The organism is Burkholderia sp. BCC0506, from assembly GCF_902833145.1.
Lineage (GTDB): Bacteria > Pseudomonadota > Gammaproteobacteria > Burkholderiales > Burkholderiaceae > Burkholderia.
Genome location: NZ_CADFEN010000008.1, coordinates 362,447 through 379,407 on the forward strand (window position 1 = coordinate 362,447; position 16,961 = coordinate 379,407).

General features: G+C 68.0%; 15 protein-coding genes. 11 read left to right on the forward strand and 4 right to left on the reverse strand.

Annotated elements, in window-relative coordinates; all coding sequences use genetic code 11:
- Positions 1 to 182: 182 nt before the first annotated feature.
- On the reverse strand, positions 183 to 1,319 hold the full coding sequence (locus HWX62_RS20780; protein ID WP_175932078.1) for a branched-chain amino acid ABC transporter substrate-binding protein: 1,137 nt from the start codon (positions 1,317 to 1,319) through the stop codon (positions 183 to 185).
- A 568-nt stretch (positions 1,320 to 1,887) separates the two neighbouring features.
- Between HWX62_RS20780 and HWX62_RS20785 the strand changes: the two genes are divergently transcribed.
- The gene (locus HWX62_RS20785) at positions 1,888 to 2,682 is read left to right on the forward strand and encodes an AraC family transcriptional regulator (protein WP_175932077.1); all 795 of its coding nucleotides are present in this window, start codon (positions 1,888 to 1,890) and stop codon (positions 2,680 to 2,682) included.
- A gap of 78 nt (positions 2,683 to 2,760) precedes the next feature.
- Here the strand turns inward: HWX62_RS20785 and HWX62_RS20790 are convergent, their stop codons facing one another.
- Together HWX62_RS20790 and HWX62_RS20795 are read right to left on the reverse strand one after the other, a co-directional pair.
- Positions 2,761 to 3,024: a hypothetical protein gene (locus HWX62_RS20790; protein ID WP_006489463.1), complete on the reverse strand. Its 264-nt coding sequence runs from the start codon at positions 3,022 to 3,024 to the stop codon at positions 2,761 to 2,763.
- Between the two features lie 281 nt (positions 3,025 to 3,305).
- Positions 3,306 to 5,198 (reverse strand): sugar phosphate isomerase/epimerase and 4-hydroxyphenylpyruvate domain-containing protein, encoded by a 1,893-nt coding sequence (locus HWX62_RS20795; RefSeq protein ID WP_175932076.1) that lies wholly within the window; start codon positions 5,196 to 5,198, stop codon positions 3,306 to 3,308.
- A gap of 257 nt (positions 5,199 to 5,455) precedes the next feature.
- On the opposite strand from HWX62_RS20795, the gene aroQ reads away from it, so the two are divergent.
- The 3 genes from aroQ to HWX62_RS20810 are packed head-to-tail and all read left to right on the forward strand — an operon-like array spanning position 5,456 to position 8,143.
- Positions 5,456 to 5,911: a type II 3-dehydroquinate dehydratase gene (gene aroQ, locus HWX62_RS20800; protein WP_175932075.1), complete on the forward strand. Its 456-nt coding sequence runs from the start codon at positions 5,456 to 5,458 to the stop codon at positions 5,909 to 5,911.
- On the forward strand, positions 5,908 to 6,762 hold the full coding sequence (locus tag HWX62_RS20805) for a shikimate dehydrogenase (protein ID WP_175932074.1): 855 nt from the start codon (positions 5,908 to 5,910) through the stop codon (positions 6,760 to 6,762). Before aroQ ends, HWX62_RS20805 begins: the two co-directional genes overlap by 4 nt.
- Positions 6,763 to 6,799: 37 nt before the next feature.
- On the forward strand, positions 6,800 to 8,143 hold the full coding sequence (locus tag HWX62_RS20810; protein WP_175932073.1) for an MFS transporter: 1,344 nt from the start codon (positions 6,800 to 6,802) through the stop codon (positions 8,141 to 8,143).
- 102 nt (positions 8,144 to 8,245) lie between these two features.
- On the opposite strand, the gene HWX62_RS20815 is transcribed toward HWX62_RS20810, so the two are convergent.
- Positions 8,246 to 9,355, reverse strand: coding sequence for a 2-aminoethylphosphonate--pyruvate transaminase (locus tag HWX62_RS20815; protein ID WP_175932072.1), 1,110 nt, complete (start codon positions 9,353 to 9,355; stop codon positions 8,246 to 8,248).
- Between the two features lie 261 nt (positions 9,356 to 9,616).
- Between HWX62_RS20815 and phnS the strand changes: the two genes are divergently transcribed.
- Genes phnS through HWX62_RS20850 form a run of 7 tightly spaced genes read left to right on the forward strand, consistent with a single transcriptional unit; the run spans position 9,617 to position 16,911 of the window.
- Entirely contained in the window at positions 9,617 to 10,708 is a 1,092-nt protein-coding gene (gene phnS, locus HWX62_RS20820; protein WP_175932071.1) for a 2-aminoethylphosphonate ABC transporter substrate-binding protein, read from the forward strand.
- A 34-nt stretch (positions 10,709 to 10,742) separates the two neighbouring features.
- A complete protein-coding gene (gene phnT / locus HWX62_RS20825; RefSeq protein ID WP_175932070.1) occupies positions 10,743 to 11,846 on the forward strand; it encodes a 2-aminoethylphosphonate ABC transport system ATP-binding subunit PhnT in 1,104 nt (367 codons plus the stop codon).
- Positions 11,824 to 12,744, forward strand: coding sequence for a 2-aminoethylphosphonate ABC transporter permease subunit (locus HWX62_RS20830; RefSeq protein ID WP_175932069.1), 921 nt, complete (start codon positions 11,824 to 11,826; stop codon positions 12,742 to 12,744). Before phnT ends, HWX62_RS20830 begins: the two co-directional genes overlap by 23 nt.
- Entirely contained in the window at positions 12,734 to 13,594 is an 861-nt protein-coding gene (gene phnV / locus HWX62_RS20835; RefSeq protein WP_175932068.1) for a 2-aminoethylphosphonate ABC transport system, membrane component PhnV, read from the forward strand. Before HWX62_RS20830 ends, phnV begins: the two co-directional genes overlap by 11 nt.
- The gene (phnA, locus tag HWX62_RS20840; RefSeq protein ID WP_175932067.1) at positions 13,591 to 14,901 is read left to right on the forward strand and encodes a phosphonoacetate hydrolase; all 1,311 of its coding nucleotides are present in this window, start codon (positions 13,591 to 13,593) and stop codon (positions 14,899 to 14,901) included. Before phnV ends, phnA begins: the two co-directional genes overlap by 4 nt.
- Positions 14,898 to 16,352, forward strand: coding sequence for a phosphonoacetaldehyde dehydrogenase (gene phnY / locus HWX62_RS20845; RefSeq protein ID WP_175932066.1), 1,455 nt, complete (start codon positions 14,898 to 14,900; stop codon positions 16,350 to 16,352). Before phnA ends, phnY begins: the two co-directional genes overlap by 4 nt.
- 4 nt (positions 16,353 to 16,356) lie before the next feature.
- Positions 16,357 to 16,911, forward strand: coding sequence for a phosphonate degradation HD-domain oxygenase (locus tag HWX62_RS20850; protein WP_175932065.1), 555 nt, complete (start codon positions 16,357 to 16,359; stop codon positions 16,909 to 16,911).
- Positions 16,912 to 16,961 lie beyond the last annotated feature (50 nt).

Below are 16,961 nucleotides of genomic sequence, written 5' to 3' on the forward strand. Positions count from 1 at the left end.
GCCGCCGCACCGGGATGGGGCATGGCGGAGACGAAGCGTCAAGGCGGGTGGGGGGATTCTACAGGAGCGCGAAATGCCTGCGCGCGGGCGCGCCGGAAACGGCCTCGGACCATGCAGCCGAAGCGCGCGGCGCGGGCGGCCGGTGAGCCGCTGGCGCGCCGCGCGGGGCAGGCGTGCGTGTATCAGTTCCCGGCGATCGTATCGACCGGCTTGAACGCACCGCGCTCGACCTTGTAGATCGTCACCGGCGCATCCTTCAGGTCGCCCTTCGCGTCGTACGCGATGCTCGGCGCCGAGACGCCCTTGATCGACACCTTGCCGAGATACGGCGTGTACACCTTCGGATCGGTCGAGTTCGCTTCCTTCATCGCGGTGAGCAGCGCGATCGTGCCGTCGTACGAGTACGGCGAGTACGTGATCACGTCTTCGTTGAAGCGCGCCTTGTAGCGTGCCGCGTAGCCGGCGAAGCCCGGCATCTTTTCCTTCGGCAGCCCGCCCATGTAGACGATCGCGCCCTCGGCCGCGTCGCCGCCGACCTTCAGGAACGTCGGCGAGCGCGACATCTCGCCCGTCACGAAGGCCGACTTCATGCCGAGCTGGCGCATCTTGCGGATCATCGGCGACGATTGCGCATCGCCGCCGCCGTAGAAGACCGCGTCCGGATTCACGCCCTTCAGGTTGGTCAGGATCGCCGAGAAATCGAGCGCCTTGTCGTTCGTGAAGTCGCGCTTGACGATCGTGCCGCCGGCCGCTTCCACGGCCTTCGCGAATTCGTCGGCGATGCCCTGGCCGTAGGCCGTGCGATCGTCGATGATCGCGATGCGCTTGAAGTGCAGCGTCTTCACCGCGTACGTGCCGACGATGCGGCCCGCCTGCGCGTCGCTCGTCAGCAGCCGGTAGGTCGTCTTGTAGCCGCGCGCCGTGTATTGCGGCGACGTCGCCATCGAGATCTGCGGCAGCCCCGCGCGATCGTACAGGTCGGACGCGGGAATGCTGGTACCGGAGTTGAAGTGGCCGACGATTCCGCGGACGTTGTCGTCGATCAGCCGCTGCGCGACGGTCGTGCCGGTGCGCGGGTCGGCCTGGTCGTCCTGCGAGTCGAGCTGGAACGTGACGGGCTTGCCGCCGATCGTCGGATGCGTCGCGTTGAAATCGGCGATCGCGAGCTGCACGCCCTTCTGCATGTCCGTGCCGTAATTCGACTGCGGGCCGGTCAGCGGCGCGGCGAAACCGATCTTGACGACGTCGGCGGCGATGGCGTGCGCGCCCGACAGTGCGCAGGCAGCGGCCAGCGCGACGTGCGATACCTTCAGCTTCACTTTCACTTCCCCTTGATGGCGTGGTTGGGCCGCCGCCGGCATGCGGGCCGGCGCCGGTAAACCGGGCGAGACGGTTCGATCGGCACGCCGCCCGCCGTGCGCGCTGTGCCGTAATCGGCGTGCGCGACGGCGGATGAAGCGGGCCGTGCATGCCGATTGCGGCAGCGCCGGGAGGTCGTCTCGTGACCGTGAAACGAAGTCTAGGTAGCGAAAATGCGTGCGTCTTGCGCGTTCGATGCGTGGCCGGCGACGATATCGGCATATCGTCGATTACCCTGATATATGCCGAAATCGTCATGACGCATGCGCAAACCCGCCAAGACGCGAGGCGCGGGCATTTTTAGGATGACGGCTTCGGGTGCGTGGCGCCGGTGTGTCGATGCACCGCGCCGGCCGCGCACGTGCTGCGTAGTGGTTGCGTGCGCAACCTGTTCCGCTGACCGGTGTAACGGGCCGGCGCGCACGATGTCACCGGCCGCCCGCTTGCGTGCCCCGCGTCCGGCGCGACGCGATCGAAGGGGCGCTTCTATAATCGACGCCATCTGCCACTCGCTTCGCGGTTGCCGGGATGACGACCTTGCTTGCCGTACCGCCCATGAGCCTGTCCGACACGTTGCGCTACCAGCCCGACAACGCCGATTTCGGCGCGATGCTCGCGCATTTCCGCCTGCTCGAACCGGTGCTCGATGCGCTGCCGGACGTCGCGTTCTTCGTGAAGGACGCGAGCGGCCGCTACGCGATCGTCAATCGCACGCTGGCGATGCGCTGCGGCTACAAGGACAAGCGCGACCTGCTCGGCAAGACGGCCGACGAGGTGTTTCCGCGCCGCTTCGGCCGCAGCTATTTCGAACAGGACATGGCGACGATCAACGCGGGCCAGCAATTGATGGACCAGCTCGAGCTGCACCTGTACCCGGGCCGTCAGCCGGGCTGGTGCCTGACCTGCAAGGAGCCGCTGCGCGACGCCGCGGGCCGGGTGGTCGGCCTCGCGGGCATTTCGCGCGACCTGAAGGCGCACGAGGGTTCGCACCCGGCGTACAGCCGGCTCGCCGACGTGGTCCAGCACATCCAGGATCACTACGTGCAGCCGCTGAACCTGAAGCAGCTCGCGCAGATGGCCGGGATGTCGGTCGCGCAGCTCGAACGCTACTTCCACAAGGTGTTCCACCTGACACCGCGCCAGGTGCTGCTGAAGACGCGGCTCGACGCGGCCACCGCGCTGCTCGTCACGCACGACAAGGTGACCGACGTCGCCGCGCTGTGCGGCTACACGGATCACAGCGCGTTCACGCGCCAGTTCAAGGCGACGGTCGGCGTGACGCCGACGGAATACCGGCTGATGCTGCAGGAGCGGGCGGGGTGACGCGACTCGCCGGCGTGGCCGGCGCGACGCAGGAAGCGGGGTAAGGCGGGGAAGCGGGAGAAAGGGGAAGGCGGCGGCTCAGCGGTAGCCGAGCCCTTTCAGGACGGCGGTGCCGTCTTCGGTCAGCCGGAAGCTCGGGGCCGTATCGGGGTCGAGCTTGACCATTTCGACGAGGCCGGCTTCCTGCAGCGCGGGCAATTCGGGTTTGGCATTCGCGCCGATCGGGGCATGCAGCAGCACGAGCAGCGTCGCGATTTCATGATGACTGAGCAGGCGGCGCAGCATCGTCTTCTTTGCAGGGGGCGCGGCCGGGCGGCCCGCGGGTGCTTCTACGGCGCTCATCGCTTTCCTCCTTTTCGAGATAACCATCGGGTACTGGTTGCGGATGGTGCCGTCGAAGACTTAAGCGATTCTTAAAACCGCGGCGGGCGCCGCGATGCTGCACTGCGGCACGGGTTACCGGATGTAACGCCATGCGGCGCGCGGCTGCGCGGAGGAGGGCAGCCGGCCGCGCGGGCTAGGGCGGCGCGGCCCGATTCACCAAGATGGTGCGGGCGAGGGAGCCCGGCCAATCGATCGCCGGATCGCGAGCGCGGCCCGGCCCCGAACTCCGCGTCCTTTCCTTATTTCCTGCGCTGCGCCTGCGCGGCGAGCCGCACGGCCGCGTTCGCCGCGCCATAGCCGTCGTATCCGCCGCGCCGCTCGACGATCTCGAGCGAGAAGCGGTTGTCGACCAGTTCCGTATACGCATGCAGGAATTCGCCGCCGTGCTCGTCGCGGTCGTACAGCAGGTGGTGCGCGCTGAGCGTATCGATCAGTTCGTCCGGCAGCGCGTAGCGCGCGGCGAGATCGTCGTAGTAGTTGGCTGGAATGCGCAGGAACGGCACGCCGTCGGCTGCGAACGCGGCGACCGTCTTCACGATGTCGTCGGTGCGGAACGCGACGTGGTTCAGCCCGGTGCCGTGGTAGCGGTCGAGCGACTCGGCGACGGCCGTATGGCGGTCGACCGACGCGTTCAGCGCGATTCGCACCGAGCCGTCGGCGCTGCGTACCGCGCGACTGCGCATCAGCCCGTACGGGTCGGGTACGAGCCAGCTGCGCTCGGCCTCGAAGCCGAACGCCGTCTTGAAGAACAGGATCCACGTGTCGAGCGCGTCGGCCGGCAGCGCGAGGCACACGTGATCGATGCCCGTCAGCGGGCCGACTTCGGTCGGGCCGTCGATGTCGGTCAGCACGAAATCCGATTCATACAGCGTCGGCGCATCCGGCGCTTCGTCGACGAAATACTCGAGGCTGCCGTCCGGCGCCTTCACGCTCGGCAGCACGCGCTCGTTCGGCCCGACCCGGCCGGAGAACGGTGCGTAGCCGAAGCCGGCCGCGCGTTCGAACGCTACTTTCGCGTCGTCGACGCGGAACGCGGACGCGCACAGCGACAGCCCGTGCTGCTGGAAGAACGCATCGGCGAACGAGTCGCGCTCGGCGTTCAGCACGATCGACGCGGCGCCGTGCTGGAACAGCGTCACGTCCTTCGAGCGATGCCGGCCGGCGAGCCGGAAGCGCATCCGGCCGAGCCATTCGCCGACGGTCGCCGCCGCCTGCGCGTCGACCGCGAATTCGATGAACTGGAACCCGACGTGCGCGGGTGGCGCGGGCGGGGCGAACAGCGGCTGGCTGGCGGCCGGCGCGCGACCGTCCTGTGCAAGTCGCGCGCGCGTCAGGTCTTCCAGATAGAGCAGCGAGCGGTGGCCGTCGGCGGCCGTGAGCGCGGTCGGCGCCGCGCGGAAGCCGTCGTTGAAGATCTCGAGCGACAGCGGCCCCGTATAGCCCGACTCGATCACGCGCGCGGTGAAGCGCGCCAGGTCGAAGTCGCCCTGGCCCGGGAACGAGCGGTAGTGGCGACTCCACTCGAGCACGTCCATCACGAGCTTCGGCGCGTCGGCGATCTGCACGAAAGCGATCCGGTCGCCGGGGATGTCGGCGATCCCGTCCGGCGAATCGTCGAGCGACAGCGTGTGGAAGCTGTCGAGCGCGAGGCCGAGGTGCGGGCTGTTCACCGCATTCACGAGCTTCCACGCATGGCCGTACCGCTTCACGACGCGGCCCCACGCGAGCGCCTCGTACGCGGCCACCACACCGGCTTGCCGCGCGGCCTCGGCGAGCGCGCCGAGCTGGTCGACGAGCAGCCCGTCGTCGGCGATCGTATCGGCCGCCACGCTGCTGCAGACGAGGATGCGATCGGTGCCGAGCGCATGCATCACGTCGAACTTGCGCTTGATCCGGTCGAGATTGCGCGCGAGCTGGGCGGCGCTCACGCCCTCGAAGTCGCGAAACGGCTGGAACAGCACGATGTCGAGGCCGAGATCGGCGGCCATGCGCCGGACGTCGGCCGGCGATCCGTCGAAGTAGACGAGATCGTTTTCGAAGATTTCGACGCCGTCGAAGCCCGCGGCCTGGATGGCGACGAGCTTCTCGGCGAGCGTGCCGGACAGGGACACGGTGGCGATCGAGCGCTGCATGGGCGATTCCTGCGGATGAGTGGGGCATGACGCCGGTCGAACCGACCCTGAATGAACCAGTCGTTGAGTTCGGCGCGCGCACCATATCCCGATTTTACTGGGCGAGTAGTGCATATTGTACAAACTAACTAGATGGTACAAATTAGCGAAAACCCGAAAAGACAGCCCGCTTGCACGGGCGCACACTAGCGCCACATTCCGATGTCTTCGGGGCGGCGCCGATCGTGGTCCGCCCCTGTTTCAGGAGCAGAAACACGATGAGCAAGCACAAGGTGCTGGTGCTGAACGGCCCGAACCTGAATCTGTTGGGCACGCGCGAGCCCCATATCTACGGCGCGGAAACGCTCGCCGATCTCGAGCAGCGCTGCCGCACGGCGGCGGAAGGGCTCGGGCTCGAAATCGACTTTCGCCAGTCGAACGCCGAGCATCAGCTCATCGACTGGCTGCATGCCGCGCGTCACGACACGCACGGCATCGTGATCAACCCGGCCGCCTATACGCATACGTCCGTGGCGCTGGCCGACGCGCTTTCCGCGATCGCGAAGCCGGTGATCGAGGTGCATATCTCGAACGTCCATCGCCGCGAGGCGTTCCGCCACCATTCCTATGTGTCGGCGCTCGCCGAAGCCGTGATCTGCGGCTGCGGCACCGAAGGCTACGTGTTCGCGCTGCAGCGCCTGGCGACGCTGTTCGCGCAGGGAGCCGCACGATGAGCCGCCCGTCGTTTCTGATCGGCCTGATCGGCCAGGGCATCGGCGGCTCGCTGTCGCCCGCGATGCACGAGGAAGAAGGCTTCCGCCAGGGCTTCGGTTACGTATACCGGCGCATCGATCTCGACGTGCTCGGCGTGAACGTCGATGCGCTGCCGCAACTGCTCGAGGCCGCGCAACGGATGGGCTACAACGGGCTGAACATCACGCACCCGTGCAAGCAGCGCGTGATCGAGCACCTCGACGCGCTGTCGGACGACGCGCGCGCGCTCGGCGCGGTAAACACCGTGCTGTTCAAGGACGGCAAGCGGATCGGCCACAACACCGACTGGTCGGGCTTCGCGAAATCGTTCCGCCGCGGGCTGCCCGGCGCGTCGCTCGAACGCGTCGTCCAGCTCGGCGCGGGCGGCGCGGGCGCGGCCGTCGCGCATGCGGCGCTGCAGATGGGCGCGGCCGAACTGACGATCTTCGACGTCGACGGCACGCGTGCCACCGCGCTGGCGGGCGAATTGCAGCAGCGCTTCCCCGCAGCCAGGGTCACGCCGGGCAGCGATCTCGCGGCCGCGATGCGCGCCGCGACCGGCCTGATCCACGCAACGCCGACCGGCATGGTCAAGCATCCGGGCCTGCCGCTGCCGGCCGACCTGCTCCACGCGGGCATGTGGGTGGCCGACATCGTGTATTTCCCGCTCGAAACCGAACTGATCCACGCCGCGCGCGCGGCCGGCTGCGCGACGCTGCCGGGCGGCGGGATGGCCGTGTACCAGGCCGTCGACGCGTTCGAGATCTTCACCGGACGCACGCCGGACGCCGAGCGAATGTTCAGTCATTTTCAGTCGCTCGTCGCGCGCTGACCCCCTTACAGACACAGAAAGAGACCAGGAGACGACCATGCAGCACACCACCCACACGAGCGCCGCGCCGGCGCAGGCGGCCGGTACGGTCCGGCGCACGTCAGCGCGCTACAAGATCCTCGCGCTGCTCGCGATCGGCACGATGATCAACTATCTCGACCGCACCGTGCTGGGTGTGGCTGCGCCGCAGCTCACCAAGGAGCTCGGCATCAACGCGGCCGTGATGGGCATCATGTTCTCCGCGTTTTCGTGGACGTACGTGGCGATGCAGGTGCCCGGCGGCCTGTTTCTGGACCGTTTCGGCAGCAAGGTCACCTATTACTGGTCGATGACGCTGTGGTCGCTGTGCACGTTCCTGCAGGGCTTCGTGCCGGGCGTCGCGACGCTGCTCGCGTGCCGGCTCGGTCTCGGCGTGACGGAAGCGCCGTGCTTCCCGACCAACAGCCGCGTCGTCGCGACGTGGTTCCCGCAGAACGAGCGCGCGATGGCGACCGGCACCTATACCGTCGGCGAATACATCGGCCTCGCGTTCTTCAGCCCCGTGCTGTTCGCGCTGATGGGCGCGTTCGGCTGGCGCTCGCTGTTCTGGGTCGTGGGCGCGGTCGGCATTGCGTTCGGCCTCGTCTGGTGGAAGTTCTACCACGAGCCGCGCAACCATCCGGGCGCGAACTCGGAGGAGCTCGCGTACATCGAAGCGGGCGGTGGTCTCGTCCACGGTGCGCGCAAGAACGGTGACAAGGGCGACAAGCCGGCGCAGGCCAAGTTCAGCTGGTCGATGGTCGGCCAACTGGTGAAGAAGCGCCAGCTCGCGGGCATCTGCCTCGGCCAGTTCGCCGGCAACTCGACGCTCGTGTTCTTCCTGACCTGGTTCCCCACCTATCTCGCGACCGAGCGCCACATGGGCTGGCTGAAGATCGGCTTCTTCGCGGTGATGCCGTTCATTGCCGCGTCGGTCGGCGTGATGTTCGGCGGGATCTTCTCCGACTGGCTGCTGCGTCGCGGCAAGTCGGCGAACCTCGCGCGCAAGCTGCCGATCATCGCGGGCCTGCTGCTCGCGTCGACGATCATTCTCGCGAACTACGTGCAGAGCAACGAAGCCGTGATCGCGATCATGTCGGTGGCGTTCTTCGCGCAAGGGATGGCCGCGCTCGGCTGGACCCTCGTGTCCGACATCGCACCGGACGGCCTGCTCGGCGTGACGGGCGGCATCTTCAACTTCGCGGCGAACCTCGCCGGCATCATCACGCCGCTCGTCGTCGGCTTCATCGTCGCATCGACCGGCTCGTTCGTCGGCGCGCTCGTGTTCATCGGCGTGATCGCGCTGATCGGCGCGCTGTCGTACATCTTCGTCGTCGGCGACATCAAGCGGATCGAGCTGTAAGCGCGAACTCCACGCACACTCGGTGCGTTCGCCCGGCAGCCCATCGGCCGCCGGGCTTTTTTATTTGCGCGCGCCGGCGGGCGGGCCGGCATGCTCCCATCTTCATGCGTGCTGCATCGCGATGCCGAGCGATTCGACCGCGGCCGCGATGGCGGCGACCGCGCGCCGGATATCGTCCGCGTCGATCGCGCCGATGCAGCCGACGCGGAACGTTTCGAGCCGCGTGAGCTTGCCCGGATACAGGATGAAGCCCGCGTCGCGCACCGCGTCGTAGAAGCGACGGAAATCGTAGGCCGGATGGTCCGGTGCGTGAAACGTGACGATCACCGGCGCCTGCACGCTCGCGTCGAGGAACGGCACGAAGCCGAGCGCGCGCATCGATTCGATCAGCGTCCGGCAGTTGTCCGCATAGCGCGCGCCGCGCGCCGGCTGGCCGCCTTCGGCGAGGTACTGGTCGAGCGCGGCGCGCAGCGCGGCAATCACGTGCGTCGGCGGCGTGAAGCGCCATTGGCCCGTCTTGCGCAGATACGCGTACTGATCGTGAAGATCGAGCGCGAGCGACGGCGAGTTGCCTTCGCTCGCGTCGAGCGCGTCGCGCCGCACGATCGCGAATCCCATTCCCGGCACGCCTTCGAGGCATTTGCCGCTGGCCGAGATCAGCGCGTCGATCCCGCTGTCTGCCAGCGCGATCGGCAGCGCGCCGAACGAACTCATCGCATCGACGATCAGCCGCTTGCCGTGGCGCCGGCACGCGGCCGCGATCGCATCGAGCGGATTCAGGATGCCGGCGCTCGTTTCCAGGTGCACGAGCGCGACGTGCGTGATGCGCGGCTCGCGTGCGAACGCGGCTTCGACGGCCGCCGCATCGACGGCCGCATCCTCGCCGAACGGCAACGCGATCGCGTCGATGCCGAGCCGGCCGAGAATCTTCAGGATGCGCGCGCAATAGGCGCCGTTGTCGGGCACCAGCACGACGCCGTCGCGCGGCACCAGCGTGCCGAGCGCGGCTTCGACCGAGAACGTGCCGCTGCCCTGCATCGGCACGCACACGTACGCGTCGCCGCCGCGCGCAATCGCGACGAGGTCGGCGCAGACGCTGGCCGTCAACTGATTGAAAGCGGTATCCCACGACCCCCAGTCATGTTGCATTGCGTGGCGTGTTGTGGCGGACGTGGTGAGCGGGCCGGGCGTGAGCAGGATCGGGTCGGGCATGGTTTTTATCTCCAGCGAAGGGCAGACGAAACACCGGGCGGCATGTCTGGGTGACTTGCATGATAGTGGCAAAATGTGTCATTTTTTGGAAATTGTGGCATTCGTCACGGCTTTGTCATCGAACGCTGTGATCCTTCGATTGCCGCGCGACACCCACCCTGGGCGCGGTAGCGCGGCGGGCCGTCCAGCGGCCTGCCCGGAGATAACAGGAGAGCCGGATCGTGCCCCGGCCGTTTGGTGTTCCGCCTACGGAGAAGTGAGATGACACTGCAGAATCCCTCGCGCGCCGCTGCCGGCGCGTTCCGCAAGCTTGCGCTGGCCGCCTGCGCCGCCGGTCTGCTGCAAGGCGCCGCGATGCCGGCGCATGCGGCGAACGCGGTCGTGCTGTACACGGCGGACGGCCTCGAGAACCTTTACCGCGACGTGCTGCCGGCTTTCGAGAAGAAGGAAGGCGTGAAGGTCAACATCGTGACGGCAGGCAGCGGCGAGGTGGTGAACCGCGCGAACATCGAGAAGAATTCCCCGAAGGCCGACGTGATCGTCACGCTGCCGCCGTTCATCCAGCAAGCGGGCCAGATGGGCCTGCTGCAGCCGTACCAGAGCGTGAACTACAAGAACGTGCCGGCCATCGCGAAGGCCGAGGACGGCACGTGGGCGACCTTCGTGAACAACTACTTCTCGTTCGCGATCAACCCGGATGTCGTGAAGAACCAGCCGAAGACGTTCGCCGACCTGCTCGCGCCGGCCTACGCCGGCAAGGTCGCGTACTCGAACCCGGCCACGGCCGGCGACGGGATGGCCGTGCTGATCCTGACGACGTCGCTGATGGGCGAGGACAAGGCGTTCGACTATCTCGCGAAGCTGTCGCAGAGCGTGAAGTTCCACACGAAGGGCACGGGCTACCTGAACGTGCTGCTGTCGCGCAACGAGATCAGCGTCGCGAACGGCGACCTGCAGATGGACCTCGACGACGCCGAACATGGCGCGCTGGCCGTCAAGCCGATCTTCCTGGCCGCGAAGGACGGCGACCAGCCGACCACGTTCCAGCTCCCGTACGGCATCGGCCTGATCAAGAGCGGCCCGAACCAGGACGCCGGCAGGAAGCTGATCGACTACCTGATGTCGACGGAAGTGCAGTCGAAGGTGCCGGATATGTACGGCATCCCGGGCCGCACCGACGTGCCGCTGGCCGGCAAGAACGGCGAAGCGGTCAAGAAGGCGATCGCGGGCGTGAAGCTGATTCCGGTCGACTGGACCCAGGTGATGGCGAAGAAGCCGGTGTGGATCGAGCGCTGGAAGAAGGACGTGATCGGCAGCTCGGGCAAGCAGCTCGACGTCGTCAAGCCGAAGTGAGCGGCACACGCCGCCTGTATCCGCGAGCAAGAGGATGAACCCGGTGGACACCACCCTGACCCATCCCGGCGCATTCGGCGCCGCCGAACCGCACGCGACGCTGCGGTCCGGCGCGCCGGGCGGCGTGCGGATCGAGCATTTGAGCGTGCGCTACGGCGCGCGCACGGTGCTGGACGATCTGTCGCTGTCGATCGGCGCCGGAGAATTTCTGACCGTGCTCGGCAAGAGCGGCTGCGGCAAGACCACGCTGCTGCGCTTCATCGCCGGGTTCGTGAAGGCCGATGGCCTGACCGGCACGCTGACGGTCGCCGGACGCGACCTGACCTATGCGCCGCCGCATAAGCGCAACCTCGGTCTGCTGTTCCAGAATTACGCGCTGTTCCCGCACCTGTCGGTGTTCGAGAACGTCGCATTCGGGCTGCGTGCGCGCGGCATGGCGTCGTCGGAAGTGACGCGCCGCGTCGCCGATGCGCTGAAGCTCGTCCAGCTCGGCGATGCGGGTCACCATCTGCCCGCGCAACTGTCGGGCGGGATGCAGCAGCGCGTCGCGCTGGCCCGCGCACTCGTGATCGAGCCCGACGTACTGCTGCTCGACGAGCCGCTGTCGGCGCTCGACGCCAACCTGCGCGCGTCGGTGCGCAGCGAACTGAAGGCGCTGCACGAGCGCCTGCCGAACCTGACCGTCGTGTGCGTGACGCACGACCGCGACGACGCGCTCGTGCTGTCCGACCGCGCGCTGCTGATGCGCGACGGCCGCATCGCGCAACTCGGCACGCCGCAGCAGCTGTACGACGCGCCGCAGGACGGCTACGTCGCGCGCTATCTCGGCCCGGCGAACCTGCTGCCGCCGCATGTGATTTTCCCGCTCGGCGATCCGCGCCACGACGTGCGCGACAAGGTCGCATGCGTGCGCCCCGAGCGCCTGACCGTGATGCCGCCCGCAGCCGGTGGCCTGCATGGCACGGTGTCATCGGTCGAATGGCAGGGCGCGGACCTGTCGATCGCGGTCGTGATCGACGCGGCGCCCGACGAGCCGGTGCGCGTCACGATGCAACGCGGCCGCGGTGCGGCCCCCGAGCGTGGTGCGCGCGTATCCCTGCATTGCGAGGCAGACGATGTCGTCCTTATCGAGCCCTGAAGCCGGCCTGCCGCCGCACGTGCTCGCGTCGGCCGCCGCGCATGCCGCCGCCGCGCGGCGCCGCAGGCGCATCGGCGACCTGCACCTCGCCGCGCTCGCGATCGTCGTGCTGGGCCCGCTCGTCGTCTATCCGCTGGTGCGGCTCGTGCTGCTGAGCGTGTCGGGCGAACACGGGCTGAGTTTCGCTGCGTACCGCGCCTTCTTCGGCAATCCCGACACGCGCAACGTGCTGCTGACGACGCTCGGCGTGCTGTTCGCGAGCGCCGGCACGGCGTCGGTGCTCGGCGTGCTGCTGGCCGCGCTGCTGTTCTTCAGGCCGTTCCCGGGCGCATCGCTCGTCACGCGCTTCCTGGAGCTGTACGTCGCGTTTCCGTCGTTCCTCGTCGCGTTCACGCTGATCTTCCTGTACGGCTCGCAAGGCTCGATCAGCATCGCGCTGCAGCACCTGTTCCATCTCGAGAGCCCGCCGCTGAACTTCCTGTTCGGCATCGGCGGCGTGATTCTTGCGCAGACCGTGTTCTACACGCCGTTCGTCGTGCGGCCGACGCTCGCGTCGTTCGCGACGCTGGACCTGCGGCTGATCGAAGCCGCGCGCAGTCTCGGCGCGCCCGGCTGGATGCTCGCGCGCCGCGTCGTGCTGCCGATCGCGTGGCCGGGCATTGCCGCCGGCACCGTGCTGTGCTTCCTGCTGACGCTGAACGAGTTCGGCATCCTGCTCGTGCTCGGCAGTGCGCGGCTCGTCACGCTGCCGGTCGCGATCTACAGCAGCGCGACCGTCGATCTCGACCTGCCGACCGCGTCGGCCGGCGCGGTCGTGATGTTGTCGCTGTCGCTGGCGCTGTACGCGGTTTATCGCCGGGTGAACCGGCGTGCGATGGGAGGAAACGATGTCCGTTGAATTCCGTATCGGGCAGACCGTGCCGCGCCACCGGATCGGCTGGACCGACGCGCTGCTCAAGCATGCGTCGCGCGCCGCGCTCGCGCTGGCTGCGTTCGCGTGCTTCTGGTTGTTCGTGCTGCCGGTGATCGTCGTCGCGCTGTCGAGCGTGTCGACGCAGTGGTCGGGCACGATCCTGCCGGCCGGCTACAGCCTGCGCTGGTTCGAGCGGCTCGGGTCGCAGGAATACGACGCGCTGCTGACGAGCCTCGAAATCGGCTTCGGCGTATCGGCGCTCGGCACGATCCTCGGGCTGTGGCTGGCGCTCGCGCTCGAAGGGCGCGACCGCCGCGGTCTCGGCGCGGTCGTCGACGCGCTCGTGATGGTGCCGAACGGCGTACCGAGCGTCGTGCTCGGGCTCGCGGTGCTGATCGCGTATCACCAGAAGCCGCTCGACCTGTCGAGCTCGGCGGGGATCGTCGTGCTGGTGCAGCTCGCGCTGATTCTGCCGTTCTGCTATCGCTGCGCGGCCGCCGCGCTGCGCCCCGAGCTAACCGTGCTGCGCGAAGCCGCGGCGAGTCTCGGCGCGCCGCCCGCGATGGTGCTGCGCCGCGTGCTGCTGCCGCAGCTCGTGCCGGCGCTGCGCGCGAGCCTCGCGCTCGGCTTTGCGCTGTCGCTCGGCGAGCTCGGCGCGACGCTGACGGTGTATCCGCCCGGCTTCGCGACCGTGCCGATCGTCGTGATCGGCCAGGTGGAGCGAGGCTATTACCTGCCGGCATCGGCGCTGTCGCTGCTGATGCTCGGCGCGTCGCTCGCGGCGCTGCTGCTGATCGCCGCGCGCGTGCCGCGCGGCAAGCGGGCGGCATCATGAACGCCGCGTTCGCGTTGCGGCTCCCCGGCGAGCAACGGGCCGCCGGCAATGGATCGACAGATCTCGCGGGACGCTCGATCGACGTCAACGGCCGGCGCTACCGGCTGCCGGTCGAGCCGACCGTCGTCATCTGTGTCGACGGCTGCGAATACGACTATCTCGAACGCGCGGTGGAAGCGGGCGTCGCGCCGTTCATCGCCCGGATGATCGCGGAAGGTACCGCGTGGCGCGCCGATTGCGTCGTGCCGACCTTCACCAACCCGAACAACCTGTCGATCGTCTGCGGCGTGCCGCCGTCGGTTCACGGCATCTGCGGCAACTATTTCTGGGATCCGGCTGCCGACGGCGGGCGAGGCGCCGAAGTCATGATGAACGACCCGGCCTACCTGCGCGCCGGCACGCTGCTCGCGGCGGCGTCCGATGCCGGCGCACGGGTGGCGGTCGTGACCGCGAAGGACAAGCTGCGCCGGCTGCTCGGCTGGCAGCTGAACGGCATCTGCTTTTCGGCCGAGAAGGCCGCGCAGGCCAATCTCGCGGAAAACGGGATCGTCGACGTGCTCGACTGGGTCGGCCTGCCGTCGCCGGACGTGTACAGCGCGGCGTTGTCCGAATTCGTGTTCGCGGCCGGCGTGCGGCTCGCGCAGACGCGGCAGGTCGACCTGATGTACCTGTCGACCACCGACTACGTGCAGCACAAGTGCGAGCCGGGCAGCGCCGGCGCGAACGCGTTCTACGCGATGATGGACGGCTACCTCGCGCAGCTCGACGCGCTCGGCTGGGCGATCGGGCTCACGGCCGACCACGGGATGAACGCGAAGCACGATCCGGCGACGGGCCGGCCGAACGTGGTCTATCTGCAGGATGCCTTCGACGGCTGGTACGGCACGCACGCTGCGCGCGTGATCCTGCCGATTACCGATCCGTACGTCGTGCATCACGGCGCGCTCGGTTCGTTTGCGACGATCTACCTGGCGCCGGGCGTCGACCGGGCCGACGCGATGTGGCGCGTCGGCGGCCTCGACGGCGTCGAACTCGTGCTCGACAACGCGGAAGCCGCCGCGCGTTTCGAACTGCCGGCCGACCGGATCGGCGATCTCGTCGTGATCGGCCGCCGCGACATGACGCTCGGCACGCGCGAGCGCGAACACGACCTGTCGGGCCTCACGGTGCCGTTGCGTTCGCATGGCGGGGTGTCCGAGCAGGAAGTGCCGCTGCTGTTCAATCGCCGTATCGAGCGGGACGATCCCGCCCGTCGGCCGCGCAACTTCGACGTGTTCGATTTCGTGTTGAACCGGATCGCGACATGATGGCTCATCCGCGGCAGGATCATCCGTCGTTTCGTGCCGAAGCGTTGCGCTGGTGCGGCACGCGCGCGATGCGCGAGCGCACGCTCGACGTCACGGATCCGTACACCGGCACCCGCGTCGGCACCGCGCCGCTCGCCAGCGTCGACGACGTGCGCGCCGCATTCGATTACGCGATGGCCTACCGGTCGACGCTCACGCGCTACGCGCGTTCGCAGATTCTCGAACGGGCGGCCGCGCTGCTGCGCGAGCGTACCGAGGAAGCGTCCGACCTGATCACGCTCGAGTCGGGGTTGTCGAAACAGGATTCGCGCTACGAGATTGGCCGTGTGGCCGATGTGCTGAAGTTCGCGGCGGTCGAGGCGCTGCGCGATGACGCGCAGAGTTTCTCGTGCGACCTGACGCCTCACGGCAAGGCGCGGCGCGTGTTCTCGCAGCGACAGCCGCTCGATGGCGTGATCGTCGCGATCACGCCGTTCAATCATCCGATGAACCAGGTCGCGCACAAGATCGCGCCGGCGATCGCCACCAACAACCGCGTGATCGTGAAGCCGTCGGAGAAGGTGCCACTGTCGGCGTTCTATCTGGCCGATCTGCTGTATGAAGCCGGATTGCCCGAGCCGATGCTGCAGGTGCTGACCGGCGATCCTGCCGAGATCGCGGACGAACTCGTCACGCATCCGCATGCGTCGCTGATCACGTTCACGGGCGGCGTCGCGATCGGCAAGGCGATTGCCGCGCGGGCCGGCTACCGGCGCATCGTGCTGGAGCTGGGCGGCAACGATCCGCTGATCGTCCTCGCCGATGCCGATCTCGACCGCGCGGCATCGCTCGCGGTGCTCGGCTCGTACCGGAATTCCGGCCAGCGCTGTACGGCCGTCAAGCGGATGCTGGTGCAGCGCTCGGTCGCGCCTGCGTTCACCGAATTGCTCGTCGAGAAGACGCGCGCATGGAAATACGGCGATCCGTTCGATCCCGCGAATGAAATGGGCACGGTGATCGACGAAGCGGCGGCGCGGCTGTTCGAGGCGCGTGTGAACGAGGCGGTCGCGCAGGGCGCTCGCCGGCTGACGGGCAATGTGCGGCGCGGCGCGCTGTATGCGCCGACGGTGCTCGACAACGTCGATCCGTCGATGACGATCGTGCGTGAGGAAACCTTCGGGCCGGTGTCGCCCGTCATCGCGTTCGACACGATCGACGACGCGATCCGGATCAGCAACGGGACGGCGTTCGGGCTGTCGTCGGGTGTCTGTACGGACAGCACGGCGGCCGTCGTGCGGTTCGTGAATGAGCTGAACGTCGGCACGGTGAACGTGTGGGAAGTGCCCGGATACCGGATCGAGCTGTCGCCGTTCGGCGGGATCAAGGATTCGGGGCTTGGGTACAAGGAAGGCGTCCAGGAGGCGATGAAGAGCTTCACGAACCTGAAGACGTTTTCGCTGCCTTGGGAGTAAACGGATGGCGCTGACGGTGGAAGAGATCCACGGGCTGTATCGCGAGCATGGCCATGTGGCCTATAGCGGCGAACCGGTCACGCAGCTCGAGCATGCATTGCAGAGCGGATGGCTGGCGGAGGCGTCCGGGGCGGACGAAGCGCTGGTCGCGGCGGCGTTCCTGCACGACCTCGGCCATCTGCTGAATCGCCAGGGCGAGACGCCGAGCGCGCGCGGGATCGACGATCTGCACCAGTATTACGTGCTGCCGTTTCTGCGGCCGCTGTTTTCCGACGCGGTGCTGGAACCGATCCGGCTGCACGTCGACGCGAAGCGCTGCCTGTGCCGCACGGACGCCGGCTACTTCGATAGCCTGTCGCCGGACTCGGTGCGCAGCCTGGCGTTGCAGGGCGGTGTCTTCAGTGAAGAGGAGGCGGCGGTGTTCCTCCAGCGCCCGTTCGCGGAGGACGCGTTGCGCCTGCGCCGCTGGGACGACACGGCGAAGGAGGCGGGCAAGGTGACACCGGATCTCGATCACTATATGGCGATCGTCGCGCGTCAGGTGCGCACGGCTTCCTGACGGGGGCGGTCACTTGCATATATAAGGCGCCGCACGCGGCAGCGTGCGGC